General features: G+C 63.8%; 11 protein-coding genes. 7 read left to right on the top strand and 4 right to left on the bottom strand.

Annotated elements, in window-relative coordinates; genetic code table 11:
• Window positions 1-185 precede the first annotated feature (185 nt).
• The 4 genes from L6Q96_16095 to L6Q96_16080 all read left to right on the top strand — a co-directional run bounded on the left by L6Q96_16095 (window position 186) and on the right by L6Q96_16080 (window position 6,712).
• The gene (locus L6Q96_16095) at window positions 186-2,705 is read left to right on the top strand and encodes a cohesin domain-containing protein (GenBank protein ID MCK6556079.1); all 2,520 of its coding nucleotides are present in this window, start codon (window positions 186-188) and stop codon (window positions 2,703-2,705) included.
• Between the two features lie 93 nt (window positions 2,706-2,798).
• A complete protein-coding gene (locus tag L6Q96_16090; GenBank protein ID MCK6556078.1) occupies window positions 2,799-3,983 on the top strand; it encodes an MYXO-CTERM sorting domain-containing protein in 1,185 nt (394 codons plus the stop codon).
• A gap of 289 nt (window positions 3,984-4,272) precedes the next feature.
• Complete coding sequence (locus tag L6Q96_16085; GenBank protein ID MCK6556077.1) at window positions 4,273-5,448, top strand: hypothetical protein; 1,176 nt, start codon at window positions 4,273-4,275, stop codon at window positions 5,446-5,448.
• 73 nt (window positions 5,449-5,521) lie between these two features.
• Window positions 5,522-6,712 (top strand): hypothetical protein, encoded by a 1,191-nt coding sequence (locus L6Q96_16080; GenBank protein MCK6556076.1) that lies wholly within the window; start codon window positions 5,522-5,524, stop codon window positions 6,710-6,712.
• A gap of 91 nt (window positions 6,713-6,803) precedes the next feature.
• On the opposite strand, the gene L6Q96_16075 is transcribed toward L6Q96_16080, so the two are convergent.
• Window positions 6,804-8,093 carry a trypsin-like peptidase domain-containing protein gene (locus tag L6Q96_16075; GenBank protein MCK6556075.1) on the bottom strand — a complete coding sequence of 430 codons (1,290 nt, stop codon included), beginning with the start codon at window positions 8,091-8,093 and terminating at the stop codon, window positions 6,804-6,806.
• Between the two features lie 227 nt (window positions 8,094-8,320).
• Here L6Q96_16075 and speA point away from each other — a divergent pair, with 227 nt between their 5' ends.
• On the top strand, window positions 8,321-10,222 hold the full coding sequence (gene speA, locus L6Q96_16070) for a biosynthetic arginine decarboxylase (GenBank protein ID MCK6556074.1): 1,902 nt from the start codon (window positions 8,321-8,323) through the stop codon (window positions 10,220-10,222).
• Between the two features lie 151 nt (window positions 10,223-10,373).
• Window positions 10,374-12,449 (top strand): (Fe-S)-binding protein, encoded by a 2,076-nt coding sequence (locus L6Q96_16065; protein ID MCK6556073.1) that lies wholly within the window; start codon window positions 10,374-10,376, stop codon window positions 12,447-12,449.
• Window positions 12,450-12,583: 134 nt separating this feature from the next.
• On the opposite strand, the gene L6Q96_16060 is transcribed toward L6Q96_16065, so the two are convergent.
• The 3 genes from L6Q96_16060 to L6Q96_16050 all read right to left on the bottom strand — a co-directional run bounded on the left by L6Q96_16060 (window position 12,584) and on the right by L6Q96_16050 (window position 15,271).
• The gene (locus tag L6Q96_16060) at window positions 12,584-13,552 is read right to left on the bottom strand and encodes an electron transfer flavoprotein subunit alpha/FixB family protein (protein ID MCK6556072.1); all 969 of its coding nucleotides are present in this window, start codon (window positions 13,550-13,552) and stop codon (window positions 12,584-12,586) included.
• 14 nt (window positions 13,553-13,566) lie between these two features.
• Window positions 13,567-14,361: an electron transfer flavoprotein subunit beta/FixA family protein gene (locus L6Q96_16055; protein MCK6556071.1), complete on the bottom strand. Its 795-nt coding sequence runs from the start codon at window positions 14,359-14,361 to the stop codon at window positions 13,567-13,569.
• A 130-nt stretch (window positions 14,362-14,491) separates the two neighbouring features.
• Entirely contained in the window at window positions 14,492-15,271 is a 780-nt protein-coding gene (locus L6Q96_16050; GenBank protein ID MCK6556070.1) for an IclR family transcriptional regulator, read from the bottom strand.
• A gap of 182 nt (window positions 15,272-15,453) precedes the next feature.
• Here L6Q96_16050 and L6Q96_16045 point away from each other — a divergent pair, with 182 nt between their 5' ends.
• Entirely contained in the window at window positions 15,454-16,365 is a 912-nt protein-coding gene (locus tag L6Q96_16045) for a methionyl-tRNA formyltransferase (protein ID MCK6556069.1), read from the top strand.
• The last annotated feature ends 11 nt before the right edge of the window (window positions 16,366-16,376 follow it).

The following is a 16,376-nucleotide window of genomic DNA, read 5'->3' as shown; positions in this document are numbered from 1 at the left end:
GCCTTCCGCGTCCACCCGGCGGGTTTTCCGAACCCCTTTGGGCTACTGGGTATTCTCCGCTTAGCGCCGGATCAGGGCCGCCGATCGGCGATTGACTTTGCCGTTTGAAGATGGCAGCCTACCGCGGCGTTCGGCAGAGCCGGCGCGGTTGTTCGGCGGGTGCCGTAGGGAAGAAGGAGGCCTCCATGGGTGTTGGTCAGCGTGCGGGTGCGACGCTCGACGGGGTCGATGCATCTCGGCGCGGAGCCTGGGTGGCGGCCGCGCTTTTCGCCGCTGTGGTGGTGGGCACGGTGCCGGGCCGTTCGGTGCAGGCGTTGCCGCCCGGGGAGATCGAGATCGTCAGCGTGAGTTCGTCCGGGCGCGGCGGCGACAGGCCGAGCAGCGGTCCGGCATCGAACGCGAGTGGCGGTGTGGTGGCGTTTTATTCGGATGCGACCAATCTCGTTGCCGGCGATAGCAACCACGTGCGTGACGTTTTTGTGCGCGTGCGGGATGGCGATCTCACGGAACGGGTCAGCGTGAGCAGCGCGGGTGTACAGGCGAATCGGGCGAGTCACGCTGTAGGCGGGGCTCCGGGCCTCAGCGCCGACGGAGAACTCGTGGCCTTCTACAGCCTGGCGACGAATCTGGTTCCGGAAGACACCAACGGACAAGCGGACGTCTTTGTGCGGGACCGGGGTGCGGGGACAACCGAAATCGCGAGCGTCAGTTCTGGAGGCGCTCTGGGCAACGGGCCCAGCGTGCTCCCGGCGCTGAGCGGAGACGGGCGCTTCGTCGCTTTTCAATCTCTGGCCACCAATCTCGTGGACGACGATACCAACGGAGTTGCAGACATCTTCGTGCGGGACCGGCAGGAGGGGGCCACCGAGCGCGTGTGCGGGATGCAGCCGAACCGTGGAAGCTCGTCGCCGGCGATCAGTGGCGACGGGAGGTTCGTCGCCTTTGCCTCGGCCGCGACCAATCTGGTGGCGGGCGACATCAACGACAAGATCGATGTGTTTGTTTGCGACCGCAACACGGGGACGCTCGAGATTGTCAGTGTGAACGACGCCGGGGTGCCGGGGGACGGGGACAGCATTCTACCGGCGATCAGCGGAGACGGTCGCATCGTGGCTTTCAAGTCGCTGGCCGACAACCTGGTAGAGGGCGACCTCAACGGCGTCGTGGACGTCTTCGCGCGCAACCGGGAGGCGTCGACCACCGAGATGATTAGCGCGAGCTTCCGCGGCGCGAACGCGAACGATTTCTCGTTCCCGCCCAGCGTCAGTGACGACGGACGGTTCGTGGCGTTCGGGTCGTTCGCGAATAATCTCGTGGCGGGTGAGGCGGACATCGTCGCGAACATGTACGTGCGGGATCGGAACATCGGGCGGACGCTTTACGTCGATGTTAACGCCGAAGGAAAGCTCGCCAACAACGGCGTTCCGGACATCCCGCCCGGGGTGAGCGGCGATGGCCGGGAGATAGCATTCGCTTCGACCGCGTCGAACCTGACCGCGAACGACCGTAACTCGGTGCAGGATGTGTTCGCCGCGGTCAATCCCTTCTACGGACCGGATAGCTGCCCTGATGGCATCTGTCCGCCGGGGCTGGTGTGCGTCGGGGGCTTTTGCGTGGCTCCGACGGCGACACCTACGCCGACGAAGACGGGAACGCCGACGGTGACGCCCACGCCGACGCCGACGCTTACGCCGACGCCTACCTTCGTGCCCTGTACTTCGGACGATGACTGCCCCCCGGGGCAGCATTGCCGAGGGGGCTTCTGTAAGGACATCCGCGACTGCGAGAGCTTCGAGGCTTGTTACCCGCGCGAGGCGTGCTTGGAGGAGGAGTGCGAGTGCGGTGGTGACTGCAACGTGAACGGTATCGTTCTCGGCAACGAAGTTACCCGCGCCATCTTGATCCTGGGCGGCGCGGCGGAGCTCTCGACCTGCCCGGCGGCTGACATCGACGGTGGCGGTACCGTCACCGCCGAGGAGGTGACCCAGGCGGCGACAAACATGAGCATTGGCTGCTCGCAGGAGGGAGTGCCTCTTGTGGTGGGCCTCGACCGGGCGGTGACATTCAGCGTCAGCTCGGCCAGCGGCGAGGCTGGCGGCCCGGTGGCGTTGTCCATCGAGTTGGGCGGCAGCGACGGTACCGTGGTCAGCGCTCAGGCCGATCTGCTTTTCGATCCGCACTTGCTGGACATCGGAGATCCTGCGTCGAGCTGCGCCATCGATCCACGGCTCGCGGGGCGAGTGTTCGCGGCTACCTTGCCGGCGGCACCGGCGGCACCGCCGGGTCTGCGGCGGTTGCGCCTGTTTGTCTCGGACATCGAGATGCCGATGGAAGGTATCGCCGATGGCCGGATTGCCACCTGCACGTTCAACGTGAGAGAGACGGTTGGGGACGTAACCTCGGTAGTTGGCCTCGACAATCTCACCGTGGGCGACGCCACCGGCAGGAGGTTCGGGACGCAGGCCGTCAGCGGCTCGCTGTCGATTGCGGCGCCGACTACCGCTCCGGGCCGGCCCGTGTGTGCGGGGGACTGCGACGGTGACGGAGAGGTCTTTGTGACCGAGATTACCAGGGTGGTGCTGATAATGTCCGGCCACGCGCCTCTGAGTCAGTGTCCGGCGGCGGATGTCGACGGTGATGGAGAGGTTTTCGTTACCGAAGTAACCAGGGCCGTGGTGAACCTCGGAGCCGGATGCCCGCAGTAAGCCGTTGGGCGTGGGCGTATCGAATTCGATGTGGCGAGGCACACAGTGGCCGGGGGCGGGAGTCGATCGATGCCCGGTAGGAGGCGTCAGCAGATGAAGAATCGAATGGGCCCGAAAGTTGGTTGGATGCGGCGGGGACTGGTTGGACTCAGTGGCCTGGCCATGGTTCTGGGCGGCTGGACGGTGCCGGCGATGGGGGTGACAGTAACCTTCGAAGGCAGCGATGCGGTGCCCGGCGGGACGATGACCCTCAAGGTCCGCCTTGCCACTGAGGCCGGTGACCCGAACATCGTAACGCTGCAATCCGACGTGCGCTTTCCGGTGGATCAGCTGCTGTTTGAGGGCATGTGCGTCGATACCGGGACGGTTTGCGCTAACGATTTCCGCTGCTGTGCGGGTTACCCGGGCTGCACGCCCGACGCGGTTGTTAACGCCAAGGGCGATTGCCAGATGCTCGACTGCGTACCTAACAGCGCTCTGCTACCCGGTCAGTTTGCTGTCAGTGTGCCGATCGTCGACGATGACCCGGCGCCCGACGGAGGGCTGATGCGGTTGAGCTTCCCTCCGGTGGTAAACCCGACACCGTTTCCGATTCCGATCCTCCCGAGCGGGGAGCTCGTCACGTGTACCTTCGAGGTGCCCGAGGATGCGCCCCTTGGCCCGTTCGAGCTTCTGCTCGAGCGTCTGCAGGCTAGTGACGACACTGCGGAAATCGTGCCGGCGACCTTCGCTGTAACCCCGGGGAGCATCATAACTGCGACGCCGACGCTGACGCCGACCGGGACGCCGACACCGACCGTGACCGGTACCTTGCCGACTGAAACGCCGACCGAAACACCGACTGAAACGCCGACTGACACGCCCACCGAAATGGCGACCCCCACCGACACCCCGACTTTGACGGCAACCGGTGGGACCGCAACTCCAACGCCGACGAGCGCGACGCCGAGCGCTACGGCAACCAGCAGTACGCCGTCTGCGACTCCCACCACCAAGGCGGCGACGCCGACCTTCACCGCGACGCCGACCAGTACGGCGCCGCCGGGGCTGACCCCGACTCCGACAGGCACCGGGGGAATGCTGACGGCGACCCCAACGGCGACGCCTCCCGGTGCGACGCGGACGCCGACGCGCACGCCGACGGCCGGCAAGAAAAAGGTTGACGACGACGGTTGCGCCATCCAGCCCGCGGCTTCAAGCAGCTCCACGGCGTGGTGGCTCGCGGTTCCGGTGGCGCTTCTGTGGTGGCGGCGACGGCGCCGGAACGGAGGCTTGTGAGTCTTGTGCGGGCAAGGTGACGGAGAAATGCCTTTGTGCTGGTGGAGGGGACGGGCCGTGACTGCGATGCGCCGGCACAGTTCACGGCTGTCGTTCCCGGTCGCCCGGCACGGAATCCTGTGTAGGACGTTGTTTTGCCGTTTTTTTCGCCGAGAATTCCTTGACAATGCGAGGTTTTTTTGAGTATGTACCGCCCACTCCCGGCGGGTGGCAGGTTGGTGTGCGCGGACGGCGGGAGCGAAGTGGAAGGGCAGGGCGCAGGTTCGGTCGACTGGAAAGGAGGAGGGCAATGCGAACGGTGAAGTGGAACGCTTTTCTCTCGGGACTCTGTGGCGCTGCGGCGTTCCTGGGGGTGGTGGCGACTGGCGCCCGTGCGGAGATCACGATCGAGAAGGGCGCGTCGATCCTCGTCTTCCCGAAAGTGGTCGTGGATGCTTCCACCGACACAACCATTCAGATCGCAAACACCGGGCCCCTTCCGGTGCATGCGAAGTGCTATTACGTCAACGCCGCTCTTTACAATACGGTGACTGGTGGGCCTTGCGACACGCCGAGCCTGACCTGTGTGCCGCTCTGGCAGGAAACGGACTTCAACATCTGGCTGACCAAGTACCAACCGACCCACTGGGTCGCGAGTCGTGGCCGCCGGGTGGCGATCGGCCCGTTCGGGAGCGACCTGGCCGGCTTTCCTGTGGGCTTGGTGCCGCCGGTAGGAGACTTCTTCGTCGGCGAACTCAAGTGCGTGCAAGTGACGGAGTCCGACGAGCCGTTGATCGGAAACCACCTGAAGGGCGAGGCCACGCTCAGTCTCACGGCCCAGCCGCCCCCGCCCGCCTTCGTGACGGATGTCTCGAAGTACAATGCGATCGGAATCCTCGGCAATCCAGATGCGCAGGCGGCTAATCCGTTGCTGCTGAACGACGCCATGTACAACGCCTGCCCGGAGAAGCTGATCCTAAATCACTTCTCCACGCTGTCCCCGGATCCGGTGGCGTCCGACCTCAACAGTCGTCTCCTGGGCGTGAACCTCGGTTCGACGACGGCAACTTCGTTGACGCTGGTTCCCTGCACCGAGGACTTCGAGACGCAAACACCGACCTCGGTGACGATTCAGTTCGTGGTCTATAACGAGTACGAGGAGCGATTCTCCGCGAGCACGACGGTAACGTGCTACCTCGATGTCGAGCTGACGAAGATCGACAGCCCAACCAGTCCGGAGCGGTCGATCTTCTCGCTGCCGGTGCTCGGGTCGCTGGTCGGCCACGCCGAACTTACCCCGGTTCCGGGTCCGGGCGGCGCCGCTCGCGGCGTGCTCGGGGTCGTGGAACGCTTCGTAGTGGCGGCGGCGGAGTATGACGGCGCTATCGCCTTCGACCCCGCCAGCGCGGCGTACAACCTCCACACTAAGGGAAGTCTGGTGTCGGAGACGAACCCGGATCAGATCCGCTTGACCGAGAAAGAGTAGCGCCCAGGGATCGGCGCGAGACGGAGAAAAGGCTGTGGCTGGATTCTCCCTGACACGTGAAAGGAGAGGGGCAATGCGAACGGTGAAGTGGAATCCTTTTCTCTCGGGCGTGTGCGCGTTCGTCGCCGGCGTGGCGCTCTGGTCAGGTGCGGCGCGCGCCGACGTGACTTCGACGAACGCTGCGGCGATCCTGATTTACCCGAAGCTGCTCGTGAACACGCTCCTGCCCGGATTCCAACTGGATACTCTGATTCAGATGACGAACACCTCGGCGGAGCCGGTGAACGTTCGTTGCTACTACGTCAATGCCAACGGGCACTGCTCCAACAACTTCAGCGTTTGCGACCCGAACGCTGCCAACACTTGTGGCCCGAACGGGTTCTGTGTGGCCGGCTGGGTCGAGACCGACTTCGCTTTCCGCCTTACTCCAAAGCAGCCGCTGGTGTGGCAGCTGAGCAAGGGGCTGTCCGATCTGCCGCTGGGTGTATTTCCGGGGCCGGATGGGTACAGCAATTCAGGCAGCATTCCGCCCGCGCCCGAGGACCCGATGATCGGCGAGCTGAAGTGCGTAGAGGTCGGCGAAGATGAGCGGCCGGTGAACCGCAACTCCCTGAAGGGCGAGGCTACGATAGAAACGGTTGAGGCGGGGCTGGGAGAAGGGCCATTCGTGTACGCCGATAGCCGCGGATACAACGCGATCGGAGTCCAGGCGGCGGGCGAGAACGACGGGGACGATGTCCTCCTCCTGAACGACGTCGAGTATAACGCCTGTCCCAATATCTTGGTGCTCGATCACTTTTTCGACGATGCGATTCTCGAAACCGACTTCGGACAGGCGGACATCATTGGTACCCACGTGACGTTTGTACCTTGCTCCGAGGACTTCCTCTTACAGCGGCCGGTGTCCACCGTTGTGCAGTTTCTAGTGTACAACGAGTACGAGCAGCGCTTCTCCACTAGCCGGCGCGTTACGTGTCTGACCGAGATCGCTCTGTCGGACATCGATACGCGGCTGGGACCCGGTGACGACCGCGCCTCGATATTCAACGTCAACGTCCAGGGGACGCTGACGGGTCAGACCGTGATGCGCGGGGTCGTCGGTCCGGAAAAGAATCCGCCGCTCGGTAACGGTATCTTGGCGATTGCGGAGGAGTTCCACGAAGACCTGGCAAGCGGCGACATTAAGTCGGCGGCATACGTTCCCGTGCAGCGTGGTAAGCGGTCGGCGCCAGATTTCATCTATCTGTCACCGATCAACCAGTGAGCTACGTAGCTGCCGAGGTGCGAGAGTAGGAAGGGCCGGGTCGTCAGACCCGGCCCTTTGTTTTTTGCGGCAGGGGGCGGGCTCGGAGATCTCAGAAGTCCTGAGCGAAGGGTGTCGCAACGCGGTACACTGCCCGCCCCCGGCGCACCGAGAGAAGGGCCCCCTGCGCGAGGCGGAGCGCGGCCATGCGCTTGCGGAATTCCTCCAGAGATCGGGTTGGGGTGCCGCCGAGAGCGACGAGACGATCGCCTGGCTGGATGCCGATCCGGGCTGCGGGACTCGCTGGACGGACGCGGGTTACGGCAACCCCCGCATCGGCATCGCTCAGACGAACACCAATGAGGCGCCAGGCCAGCTCGTCGGCACGGTCCAGGGGGAAGGGGCGCGTGTTGACGTTTATCGATGTGGTTGTCCCGCTGCGGCGGGCGGTGAGGTACAGAGAACTTCGCTCGCCTCGGTCGCGGATCCGTTGTTCGTATTCGTCGGCCGACCGGACCGGCTGGCCGTCGACGGCAAGTATTACGTCCCCGGGCTTGAGGCCGGCCTCGGCGGCCGGACTCTGAGCCTCGACGGCACGGACGAGAACGCCGCGACCGCGGTCGAGGGACAGATCGCGTGCAAGCTCTTGGCCGATGTCGCGAACGACGGCGCCCACCCATGGAGCGTGCACCTCGCCGAACGCGATTAGATCGTCGGCAATGCGACGGGCGCGATTGATCGGAACGGCGAAGCCGATGCCCTGGGCTTTCTGGTAGATTGCCGTGTTGATCCCCACGACTTGCCCGTTGAGGTTCAGCAACGGGCCACCGGAGTTCCCCGGATTGATCGAGGCATCGGTCTGGATGAAATCCACGTACACCTGGTCGTCGCTGCGAATCGAGCGGCCCAGAGCACTGATGACGCCGGTGGTCACGGTGTGAGAGAGGCCGAACGGATTCCCGATGGCAATGACCGTCTCTCCGATCATCAGGTCGGAAGAATCGCCGAGAACCGCCGCGGGTAGCGCAGGGTCGGCGCTGACTTTGAGGAGAGCGAGGTCGGAGTCGGCGTCCGCACCCACGAGCGTGGCGTCGAGCTCGGTGTCGTCTGCAAAGGTTATTTTGATGCGGGTGGCCCGTTGCACGACGTGCTGGTTGGTGAGGATGAAGCCATCTGCGCGGATGACCAGGCCCGAGCCCAGGCTGGCCTGGCGAAGTCTGGGCGCGCGCGGTTCGAAGAAATCCCGGAAGAACTGGTCGAGCATCGGGTCACGAAAGCCCGGAAACGGGCCGGCCGCCTGCGGCAGCATGGCCTCGGTGGAGATGTTGACAACCGATGGGGCGACCTGCTCGACGGCGCGCACGACGGGCGTGCGCCTCGTATCGCCGTCGGCCAGGGCCATGCGCGGGCAAGGAACCGAAAGGAAAAGGAGAGCCAGTGCGATGCGGGGCGTAGATGCAATCATGCGGCAAGAGGTAAAGTTCGGTCGCCGCGAGTCAAGGCGATTCCCGACGAGAGAGGGCCACGCGGGAATCTGCGATCCGCCTTGCAAGGGTAGTTGCGGTCGGGTGAGACGCCGCTAAGATGGCGCGGATTTCGAACGCCTGGAAGAACGGAGCAAGCACGGGCATGCGAGGGTGGACCGTTCGCGACAGCCTCGAACTGTACAACGTCGCGGCATGGGGAGCCGGTTTCTTCGGTGTGGCCGACAACGGCCACGTCGAGGTGCGGCCGCACAGCGAGAACGGGGCGCGGATCGACCTGCTGGATCTCGTGATGGACCTGCGCCAGCGAGGCTTGCGGACACCGCTCCTCGTGCGCTTCTCCGACATTTTGGCCGGCCGCGTGAAAGGCATTTGCGGCGCGTTCAAGAGAGCGATCGGCGAGTACGGCTACAAGGGAGCGTATCGCGGGGTCTATCCGATCAAGGTGAATCAGCAGCGGCATGTTGTCGAGGAAATCGTCGAGTTCGGCGCCGAGGAGCGCATCGGCCTCGAGGCCGGTAGCAAGCCGGAGTTGCTGATCGCGCTCGCCATCCTCGACACGCCCGGTGCCCTCATCGTCTGCAACGGGTACAAGGATAGAGCGTACATCGAGACCGCCCTGCTCGCGCAGCGACTCGGGCGACACCCGATCATCGTCGTCGACCGTTTCCGGGAAGTAGACTTGATCGTGCGGACGTCGCGGGAGTTGGGCATCCGCCCGCACATCGGGGTACGCGCCCGCTTGACCACTCGCGGCGCGGGGAAGTGGGTCGAGTCGACGGGCGACCGTTCCAAGTTCGGACTTACCGCCGTGGAAATCGTCGAAGCGGTCGACCGTCTTGCTGCCGAGGGCATGCTCGATTGCCTTGAATTGCTGCACTTTCACATCGGTTCGCAAATCACCGCGATCCGCGCGCACAAGGATGCCTTGAACGAAGCCGGCCGGATCTTCGTCGGCTTACACCTCATGGGGGCGGCGCCGAAGTTCATCGATGTCGGTGGCGGCCTCGGTGTCGATTACGACGGCTCGCAGACGAACTTCCATTCCTCGATGAACTACTCCGTACAGGAGTACGCCAACGACGTGGTCGCGGCCGTACAGGAGGCCTGCGACAAGGAGAACGTGCCACACCCCGACATCGTCACCGAATCGGGGAGGGCTATGGTCGCGCACCACTCGGTGCTGATCTTCGATGTGCTCGGGGTCAACGAGATGGTTTCCGGCCGGCCGCCGGATCCGGTGGGCGAAGACGATCACAAGGTGCTCAAGGACCTGCACGAAATCTGGACGACGGTGTCCCAGAAAAACGTTCAGGAGGCTTATCACGACGCGCTGCAGATCAAGGAGCAAGCGTCGACCCTGTTCTCGCTCGGATATCTCGACCTGCGAGCTCGCGCCCGTGTCGAGCGCTTGTTCTGGGATTGCTGCGAGAAGATCCTCCGCATCGTTCGGGAGTTGCCGTACGTGCCCGACGACCTCGAGCCCCTGGAGAAGGGTCTGGCGGATACCTACTACGGCAACTTCTCGGTCTTTCAGTCGGCGCCGGACCACTGGGCGGTAAAGCAGTTGTTCCCAGTCATGCCGATCCATCGCCTCAACGAGCGCCCGACTCGCCGCGGGGTGTTCGCGGACCTGACCTGCGACAGCGACGGCAAGATCGACCGCTTCATCGACCAGCGCGACGTCAAAGACGTCCTCGAACTCCATCCCTTTAACGGCGAACCTTACCTGATCGGCGTCTTCCTCGTCGGCGCGTATCAGGAGATCCTCGGCGATCTGCACAACCTCTTCGGCGATACCGACGCCGTTCATGTGCGGCTCGGGCGCGATGGCCGCTACGAGGTGGAGCACGTCGTCGAAGGCGATGCCGTGACCGACGTCCTGCGGTACGTGCAGTACGACAAGGGTACGCTCATCGAGAAGGTACGGCGTACCATCGAGGTCGCCATGCGGGCCGGACAGATCAGTCTCGAAGACTCGGCCCGACTGCGCCGGCACTACGAACAAGGGCTGCACGAGTACACCTACCTCGATCGGGATGCCTGAGATCTCTCGCTGCCGGTCGGCCTCCACTGCAGAAAAGCCAGACTTCTCGCAGGCATAAGGGCACCCATCTTGCCTCCGTCCACCTTGAAACGGCGGGGGGATTACCGTAGTTCTCGCTGCTCCGGAGGCCGCTCGTCAAGGAGGTCCAGTGATGTGGACTGCTGTCATATTCGCGCTGTTGCTGGTGAGCGCGCTGGGGATGCTGGCGCGGACGCTTTACGGGCGTTTCATGGTGCTCACCAAAGTCGAACCCGTCGATCGTTTCGACGACATCCCGCGTCGCATCAAGGCCGTGCTGACGTACGCCTTCGGTCAGAAGAAGTTCGTCCAACGCGAACCCCGGCCCGATACGCGCATTAGCGAGCAAACCGCCGGCTGGCTCCACTTCTTCGTGTTCTGGGGTTTTACGATCCTCGCCATCCAGGTCGTAACCATGTTCGGTCGCGCCTTCTTCCCGCACTTCTACGTGCCCCTGTTCTCTCCATACCTCCTTGGCGGTCCGTACCTGCTGCTGAAGGACATCATGGAAGTGCTGGTCCTGGGTGCGATCGCCGTATTGCTGTACCGCTGGGGCGTCTCGCACCCGAAGCGTCTCTATGGGTTCAGGCCGGCCGAGGATCGGCTCGCCGGCCAGTCGCACTGGGAAGCTTACGTGATCCTGTGTTTCATCGGCTCGATCATGATCGGCGGTCTGCTGTACGACGGGGGCCGTGCTGTGGTGGAAGCGGCTAATCCTGAGGTTCAGGCCGAGACACCATGGCAACCGATCAGTCACGCGGTTGGCCTTGCACTGCTGGCGTTGGGGGGCGTCGGCCTGGCCGAATTGATGAGCAACGCCGGGTGGTGGCTCCACAACTGCGTCATCCTCGTCTTCATGAACGTGCTGCCGCTGTCGAAACACTTCCACATCATCACCTCCCTGCCGAACGTGTTCTTTCTGAAGACGCAGCCGACCGGGGCGCTCAGCAAGCAGGACCTCGAGAACGCGACGCGATTCGGTACCTCTTACATCAACCAGTTCACCTGGAAGCAGGTGCTCGACATGTACTCGTGCACCGAGTGTGGCCGCTGCTCGTCCCATTGCCCCGCGACCATGAGCGGTAAGGATCTGGCGCCGCGACAGCTCATGCTCAATCTTCGCGACTATCTGTACGAACGCCAATCCGAGGTCATTGCCGCGAAGCCGGCCGGAGGCGACGGTGCGGAGCCGGTCACGGTCGGCGAGAACGTCGTCGGCGAGCGTCTTATCCACGACGAAGTTCTCTGGGCCTGCACGACCTGCCGCGCCTGTGAAGAAGCCTGCCCGGTGCTGATCGAGTACGTCGACAAGATCGTCGACATGCGGCGGCATCTCGTCCAGGAGGAGTCGCGCTTCCCGACCGAGCTCACGCGGACCTTCAAGCAGATGGAGACGCAGAGCAACCCGTGGGGCGTCGATGCCTCCCAGCGGGCCGCCTGGGCCGAAGGTCTGGACATTCCGACGATGGCCGACAAACCCGAAGCGGAGTACTTGTTCTATGTCGGTTGCGCCGGTGCATTCGACGACCGCGCCAAGCGAACCACACAGGCGTTTGCAAAGGTGCTCAAGCGCGCCGGGGTCGACTTCGCAATTCTCGGCGTCGAGGAACTGTGCAACGGCGAGAGTGCCCGCCGCATTGGCAACGAGTACCTCTTCCAGACGATGGCGCAGATGCTGGTCGAGGTGCTGAACGGTTACAAGGTGAGGAAGATCATCACCAACTGCCCGCACTGCTTCAACACGCTCAAGAACGAGTACCCGCAATTCGGCGGCAACTACGAGGTGGTCCACGGCGTCGAGTTCGTCATGCAACTCATTGCCGCGGGCAAGATCGACTTCAAGACCAATGGCAGCAAGGCGATTACCTACCACGACTCCTGCTACCTCGGCCGCTACAACGGCGTCTTCGATGCTCCCCGCGATATCCTCGCCAGGATCCCCGGGGTGATTCTGCGCGAGATGGAGCGCAGTCGGAAGTTCGGCATGTGCTGCGGCGCCGGCGGCGGCCGCATGTGGATGGAAGAGGAACCCACCAAACGGGTCAACTTTCAGCGTGTCGAACAGGCGCTCGAGACCAAACCGGACGTCATCGCCGTGGCCTGCCCCTTCTGCATGACCATGGTGGACGACGGCATCAAATCCAAGAACCTGGAAGAGAAGGTTCAGGCGCTCGACGTCATGGAGCTGGTGGCCGAGAACATGCGCTGACCACACGGCGCGCGGCCCTCGGCAGGGGGTGTTCGGACACGCCCCTGCCGATCTCGGCTCAGGTCTGGAGTTGCGGGGCGTGTCCGCGAAGCCCGGGGGATCCGACGGCGACGGCGGCGCAGACGCCGCCGTCGTTAGTGTTTCAACTTCTCGATTTCGGTCTTCATTTCCGGGACGGCCTTGAACAGATCGGCAACAAGGCCGTAGTCGGCAACCTGGAAGATGGGGGCCTCTTCGTCCTTGTTGATGGCGACGATGACTTTCGAGTCCTTCATCCCGGCCAAATGCTGGATGGCACCGGAGATGCCCACCGCGATGTAGAGCTGTGGCGCGACAACCTTGCCGGTCTGACCTACCTGCAGGTCGTTCGGCACGAAGCCCGCATCGACCGCGGCGCGGCTGGCGCCCATTGCCGCACCCATGGTGTCGACCAGCGGTTCTAGCACCGTCTTGAAGTTCTCGGCAGACTTCAAGGCGCGACCGCCGGAGACGACAATGCGTGCCTCGGTCAGGACGGGGCGATCCGACTTCGTTTCGCTGAAGCCGGCAAACTTCATCCCCTTCGCGCCCGCATCGATCGCTACGGCGACCTTCTCCACCTCGCCTTTACCGTTCTTTGCAGGGGCCTCGAATGACGTTGCGCGGACGCTGACCACCTTGATCGGCCCTTCGATCGATACCGTCGCCATGACGTTTCCAGCCCACATCGGGCGCTCCATCGTTCCGTCGGCGTGAAACGCCGTGACGTCGCTGGCCATGCCGGCGCCCAGCAGCGCTGCTACGCGAGGAAGCAGATCCTTGCCCACCGCCGTGGCGGTGGCAATGATCGTGTCGATGCCTTTGTCCTTTGCGAGCTGCGCCAGTGCCGCCGCATGGGCATCGGCGACGTAGTGATCGAGCGCCCCGTCCTCGACGGCGTAGACCTTGTTGGCGCCGTACTCGGCCAGTTCCGCTCCCAGCGCCTCGACGCCGTTGCCGAAGACCGCTGCGCAACAATCCCCACCGGTCTTCGCTGCGAGGTCCTTGCCCGCGGTCAGTGCGACGAGCGCTGCTTTACTGAACTTCTTGTTGTGGTGTTCGACGAATACGAGAACTTTCGCCATGGGTATCTCCCGATTCAGATGACTTTGGCTTCGGTGTGAAGGACCTGCACCAGCTCTTCCACCGATGCGACCTTGCGACCGGCCTGCCGCGCCGGCGGAGGGGCTAGCTTGTGAATCTTGACCCTGGGTGCCACGTCGAGGCCGAGACTGGCCACCGGCACTTCCTTCAGCTCCTTCTTGCGTGCCTTCATGATCCCCGGCAAGGAGGCGTAACGGGGCGTGTTGAGCCGCAGGTCGACGGTCACTACCGCCGGAAGACCGATCTCCAGGGTCTCCAGCCCTCCGTCGACTTCTCGCAGCACCTTCGCCGACTTCCCGCTCAAGACGACACCGGGCAGACCCTGCTTCTCGGCGTCGGAGTCGAGGGCCTCGGCCTTCGATGCGAAGGTTGCCTGCGGCCAGCCGAGCAGTGCGGCCAGCATCTGTCCGGTCTGATTGCAGTCGTCGTCGATCGCTTGCTTGCCCATTAGCACCAGATCGGCTTGCTCGTCTTTCGCGAGCTTCTCGAAAATGCGCGCGGTTCCGAGGGAGTCCAGTGGCTGGTCCGCGAGCACCAGAATGGCGCGGTCTGCACCCATGGCCAGACCCGTACGCAGTTGCTCGGCCGATTCCTTCGCACCGATGCTGGCAAGGACGACCTCGGCGCCACCGCCCTTCTCCTTGATTCGCAAGGCTTCTTCGATGGCGATCTCGTCGAAGGGGTTGACGACGTACTTCAGATTGTCGGTCACGATACCGCTGCCGTCCGGCTTGACCTTGATGGTCGCGTTCGGGTCTGGGACCCGTTTGACCGTTACCAAAATTTTCACGGCGAGCCTCCTGAGGGGGGATATTGCGAATCGAAAGTTGGTACCATGCGGTCTTCGAGACGGTCAAGGTGGGGTCGACGCGCCGATCGGCGGGCCCGAACTACACTGCCTGCGACCGCAATTGCAGTTTCTATTCGGCTTCGAACCCGAGGCGAGTCGATAGCTCCCGGCCGGCCTTGAGCATCAGCGGAACGACTTCCTTGTCGATCCGCTCGGCGGTCAGACGGTAAGCCGGACCGGCCACCGACAGACTCCCGACCACGGCGCGCGTGTAATCGCGAACCGGCACGGCAACGGAGCGCACGTCTTCGATGAACTCACCCATGTCGGCGGCGAATCCCGCCTCGGTAATCTTTTCTACTTGCTTGCCGAGATGGGCGTGGTCCGTGATCGTCCGCTCCGTGTACTTGTGGAGAGATTCGGGCAGCGAGGCCCGTAGCTCTTCGTCGCCGAACGCCAGGTGCAACTTGCCAGCCGCCGTGCAGTGGAGCGGCATGAAGTCGCCGATGCGGGACACCAGACGCACGGCCTGCGCGCCGTCAACGGCGTCCAACGGTACCACACCCCCGCCCCGCAACACGGCAATGGACACCGTCTCGCCGCTGGTCCTGGCGACCTGCTGCATGACCGGACGCGCCTGGCGCAGCAGGCCCATCTGCTGCACGAAACGCTGCCCCAGGCGCAGGCAGCGAACCCCCAGCCGGTAATTCTCGGTCACCTTGTTCTGTTCGATGTACCCGCGCGCTTCGAGCGTTGCTAGCAGGCGAAAGACATTGTTCTTGTGCAGCTTGAGACGCTTGCTGAGCTCGGTTACCCCGAGTTCGTCCGGCTCTCCTGTGAACTGCTCGAGGACGTCAAGAGCATGGGAGACAGACTGAATTACGTAGTTGCTCTTCTCGCGCCTGACCATCGGTCCTCCGAACTTCTCGAAAGATGTTTTAGCTAGAGCCTTCGCCGCGGTAAGTCAAACGCCGTTGGAGACCCGTCGCGAGCCACCCCCTTCGTGGGAGGGCACCGCTCGGTATGGGTTGCAAAGCCGGAAAGGCCTCCGTATGAGGGACACGTCCATCCATCGGAGGTCTTCGCGCTTTCATGCGTATTGTGCTGATCGGGCAGGCCGCGTTTGCGGAGAGGGTTCTGGACGGACTGCGGGCGAATGGCCACGAGGTGCTGGCGGTTTACTGTCCACCCGACGGCCCGGCCGGCAAACCGGATCCAGTCAAGGTCCGTGCCGGCGGACTGGGCATCCCTGTGCGCCAACACGCGTCTCTCAAACGGCCGGAAGTGCGCAGCGAGATCGAACCGCTGCGGGCAGACCTTGGAGTGCTGGCGTATGTGACGCAGATCGTGCCGCCGAGTGTCTTCGAAGTGCCGCGGCTCGGCAGTATCTGCTTCCATCCCTCGCTGTTGCCGCGTTACCGAGGCGGCAGCGCGGTAAACTGGCAGATAATCAAGGGAGAAACCGAGGCCGGCGTGTCAGTCTTCTGGGTGGACCCGGGGATCGACACCGGGCCGGTGCTATTGCAGAAGCCGGCGCCGATCCGTCCGGACGATACCGCCGGGTCCCTCTATTACGATACCCTGTTCCCGCTCGGCGTCGACGCTGTCCTGGAATCCGTCGAGCTGATCGCGGCGGGCAGGGCCCCGCGGCTCGTGCAAGACCAGGCGCTCGATAGTTACGACCCGCTCTGTCGCGACGAACACGCCCTCGTCGACTGGCACCGTCCGCTGCGAGACGTCTACAACCTTATCCGTGGCTGCGATCCGCAGCCGGGGGCTTTCACCATGTTCCGCGGCCAGAAATTGCGGCTTTACGACGCCTGTCCCGTGCCCGGGGAGACCCCCGAGCCCGGAGCATTCGGGGGGGGGGCCGACGACGGTATACTGGTCGGTGCCGGCGGCGGCGCCGTGAGGATCAAACGCGTGCGCTGGGGGGATGTGAAGATCGCTGCCGCCCAGTTCGTCCTGCAGACCGGAATCGGCACCGGCACGGTTCTCGGCTGACGGCTGCGGAC

The sequence above is a fragment of the Candidatus Binatia bacterium genome (genome assembly GCA_023150935.1).
GTDB lineage: Bacteria > Desulfobacterota > Binatia > HRBIN30 > HRBIN30 > JAKLJW01.
This window is presented reverse-complemented; position numbering and strand designations above follow the sequence as displayed.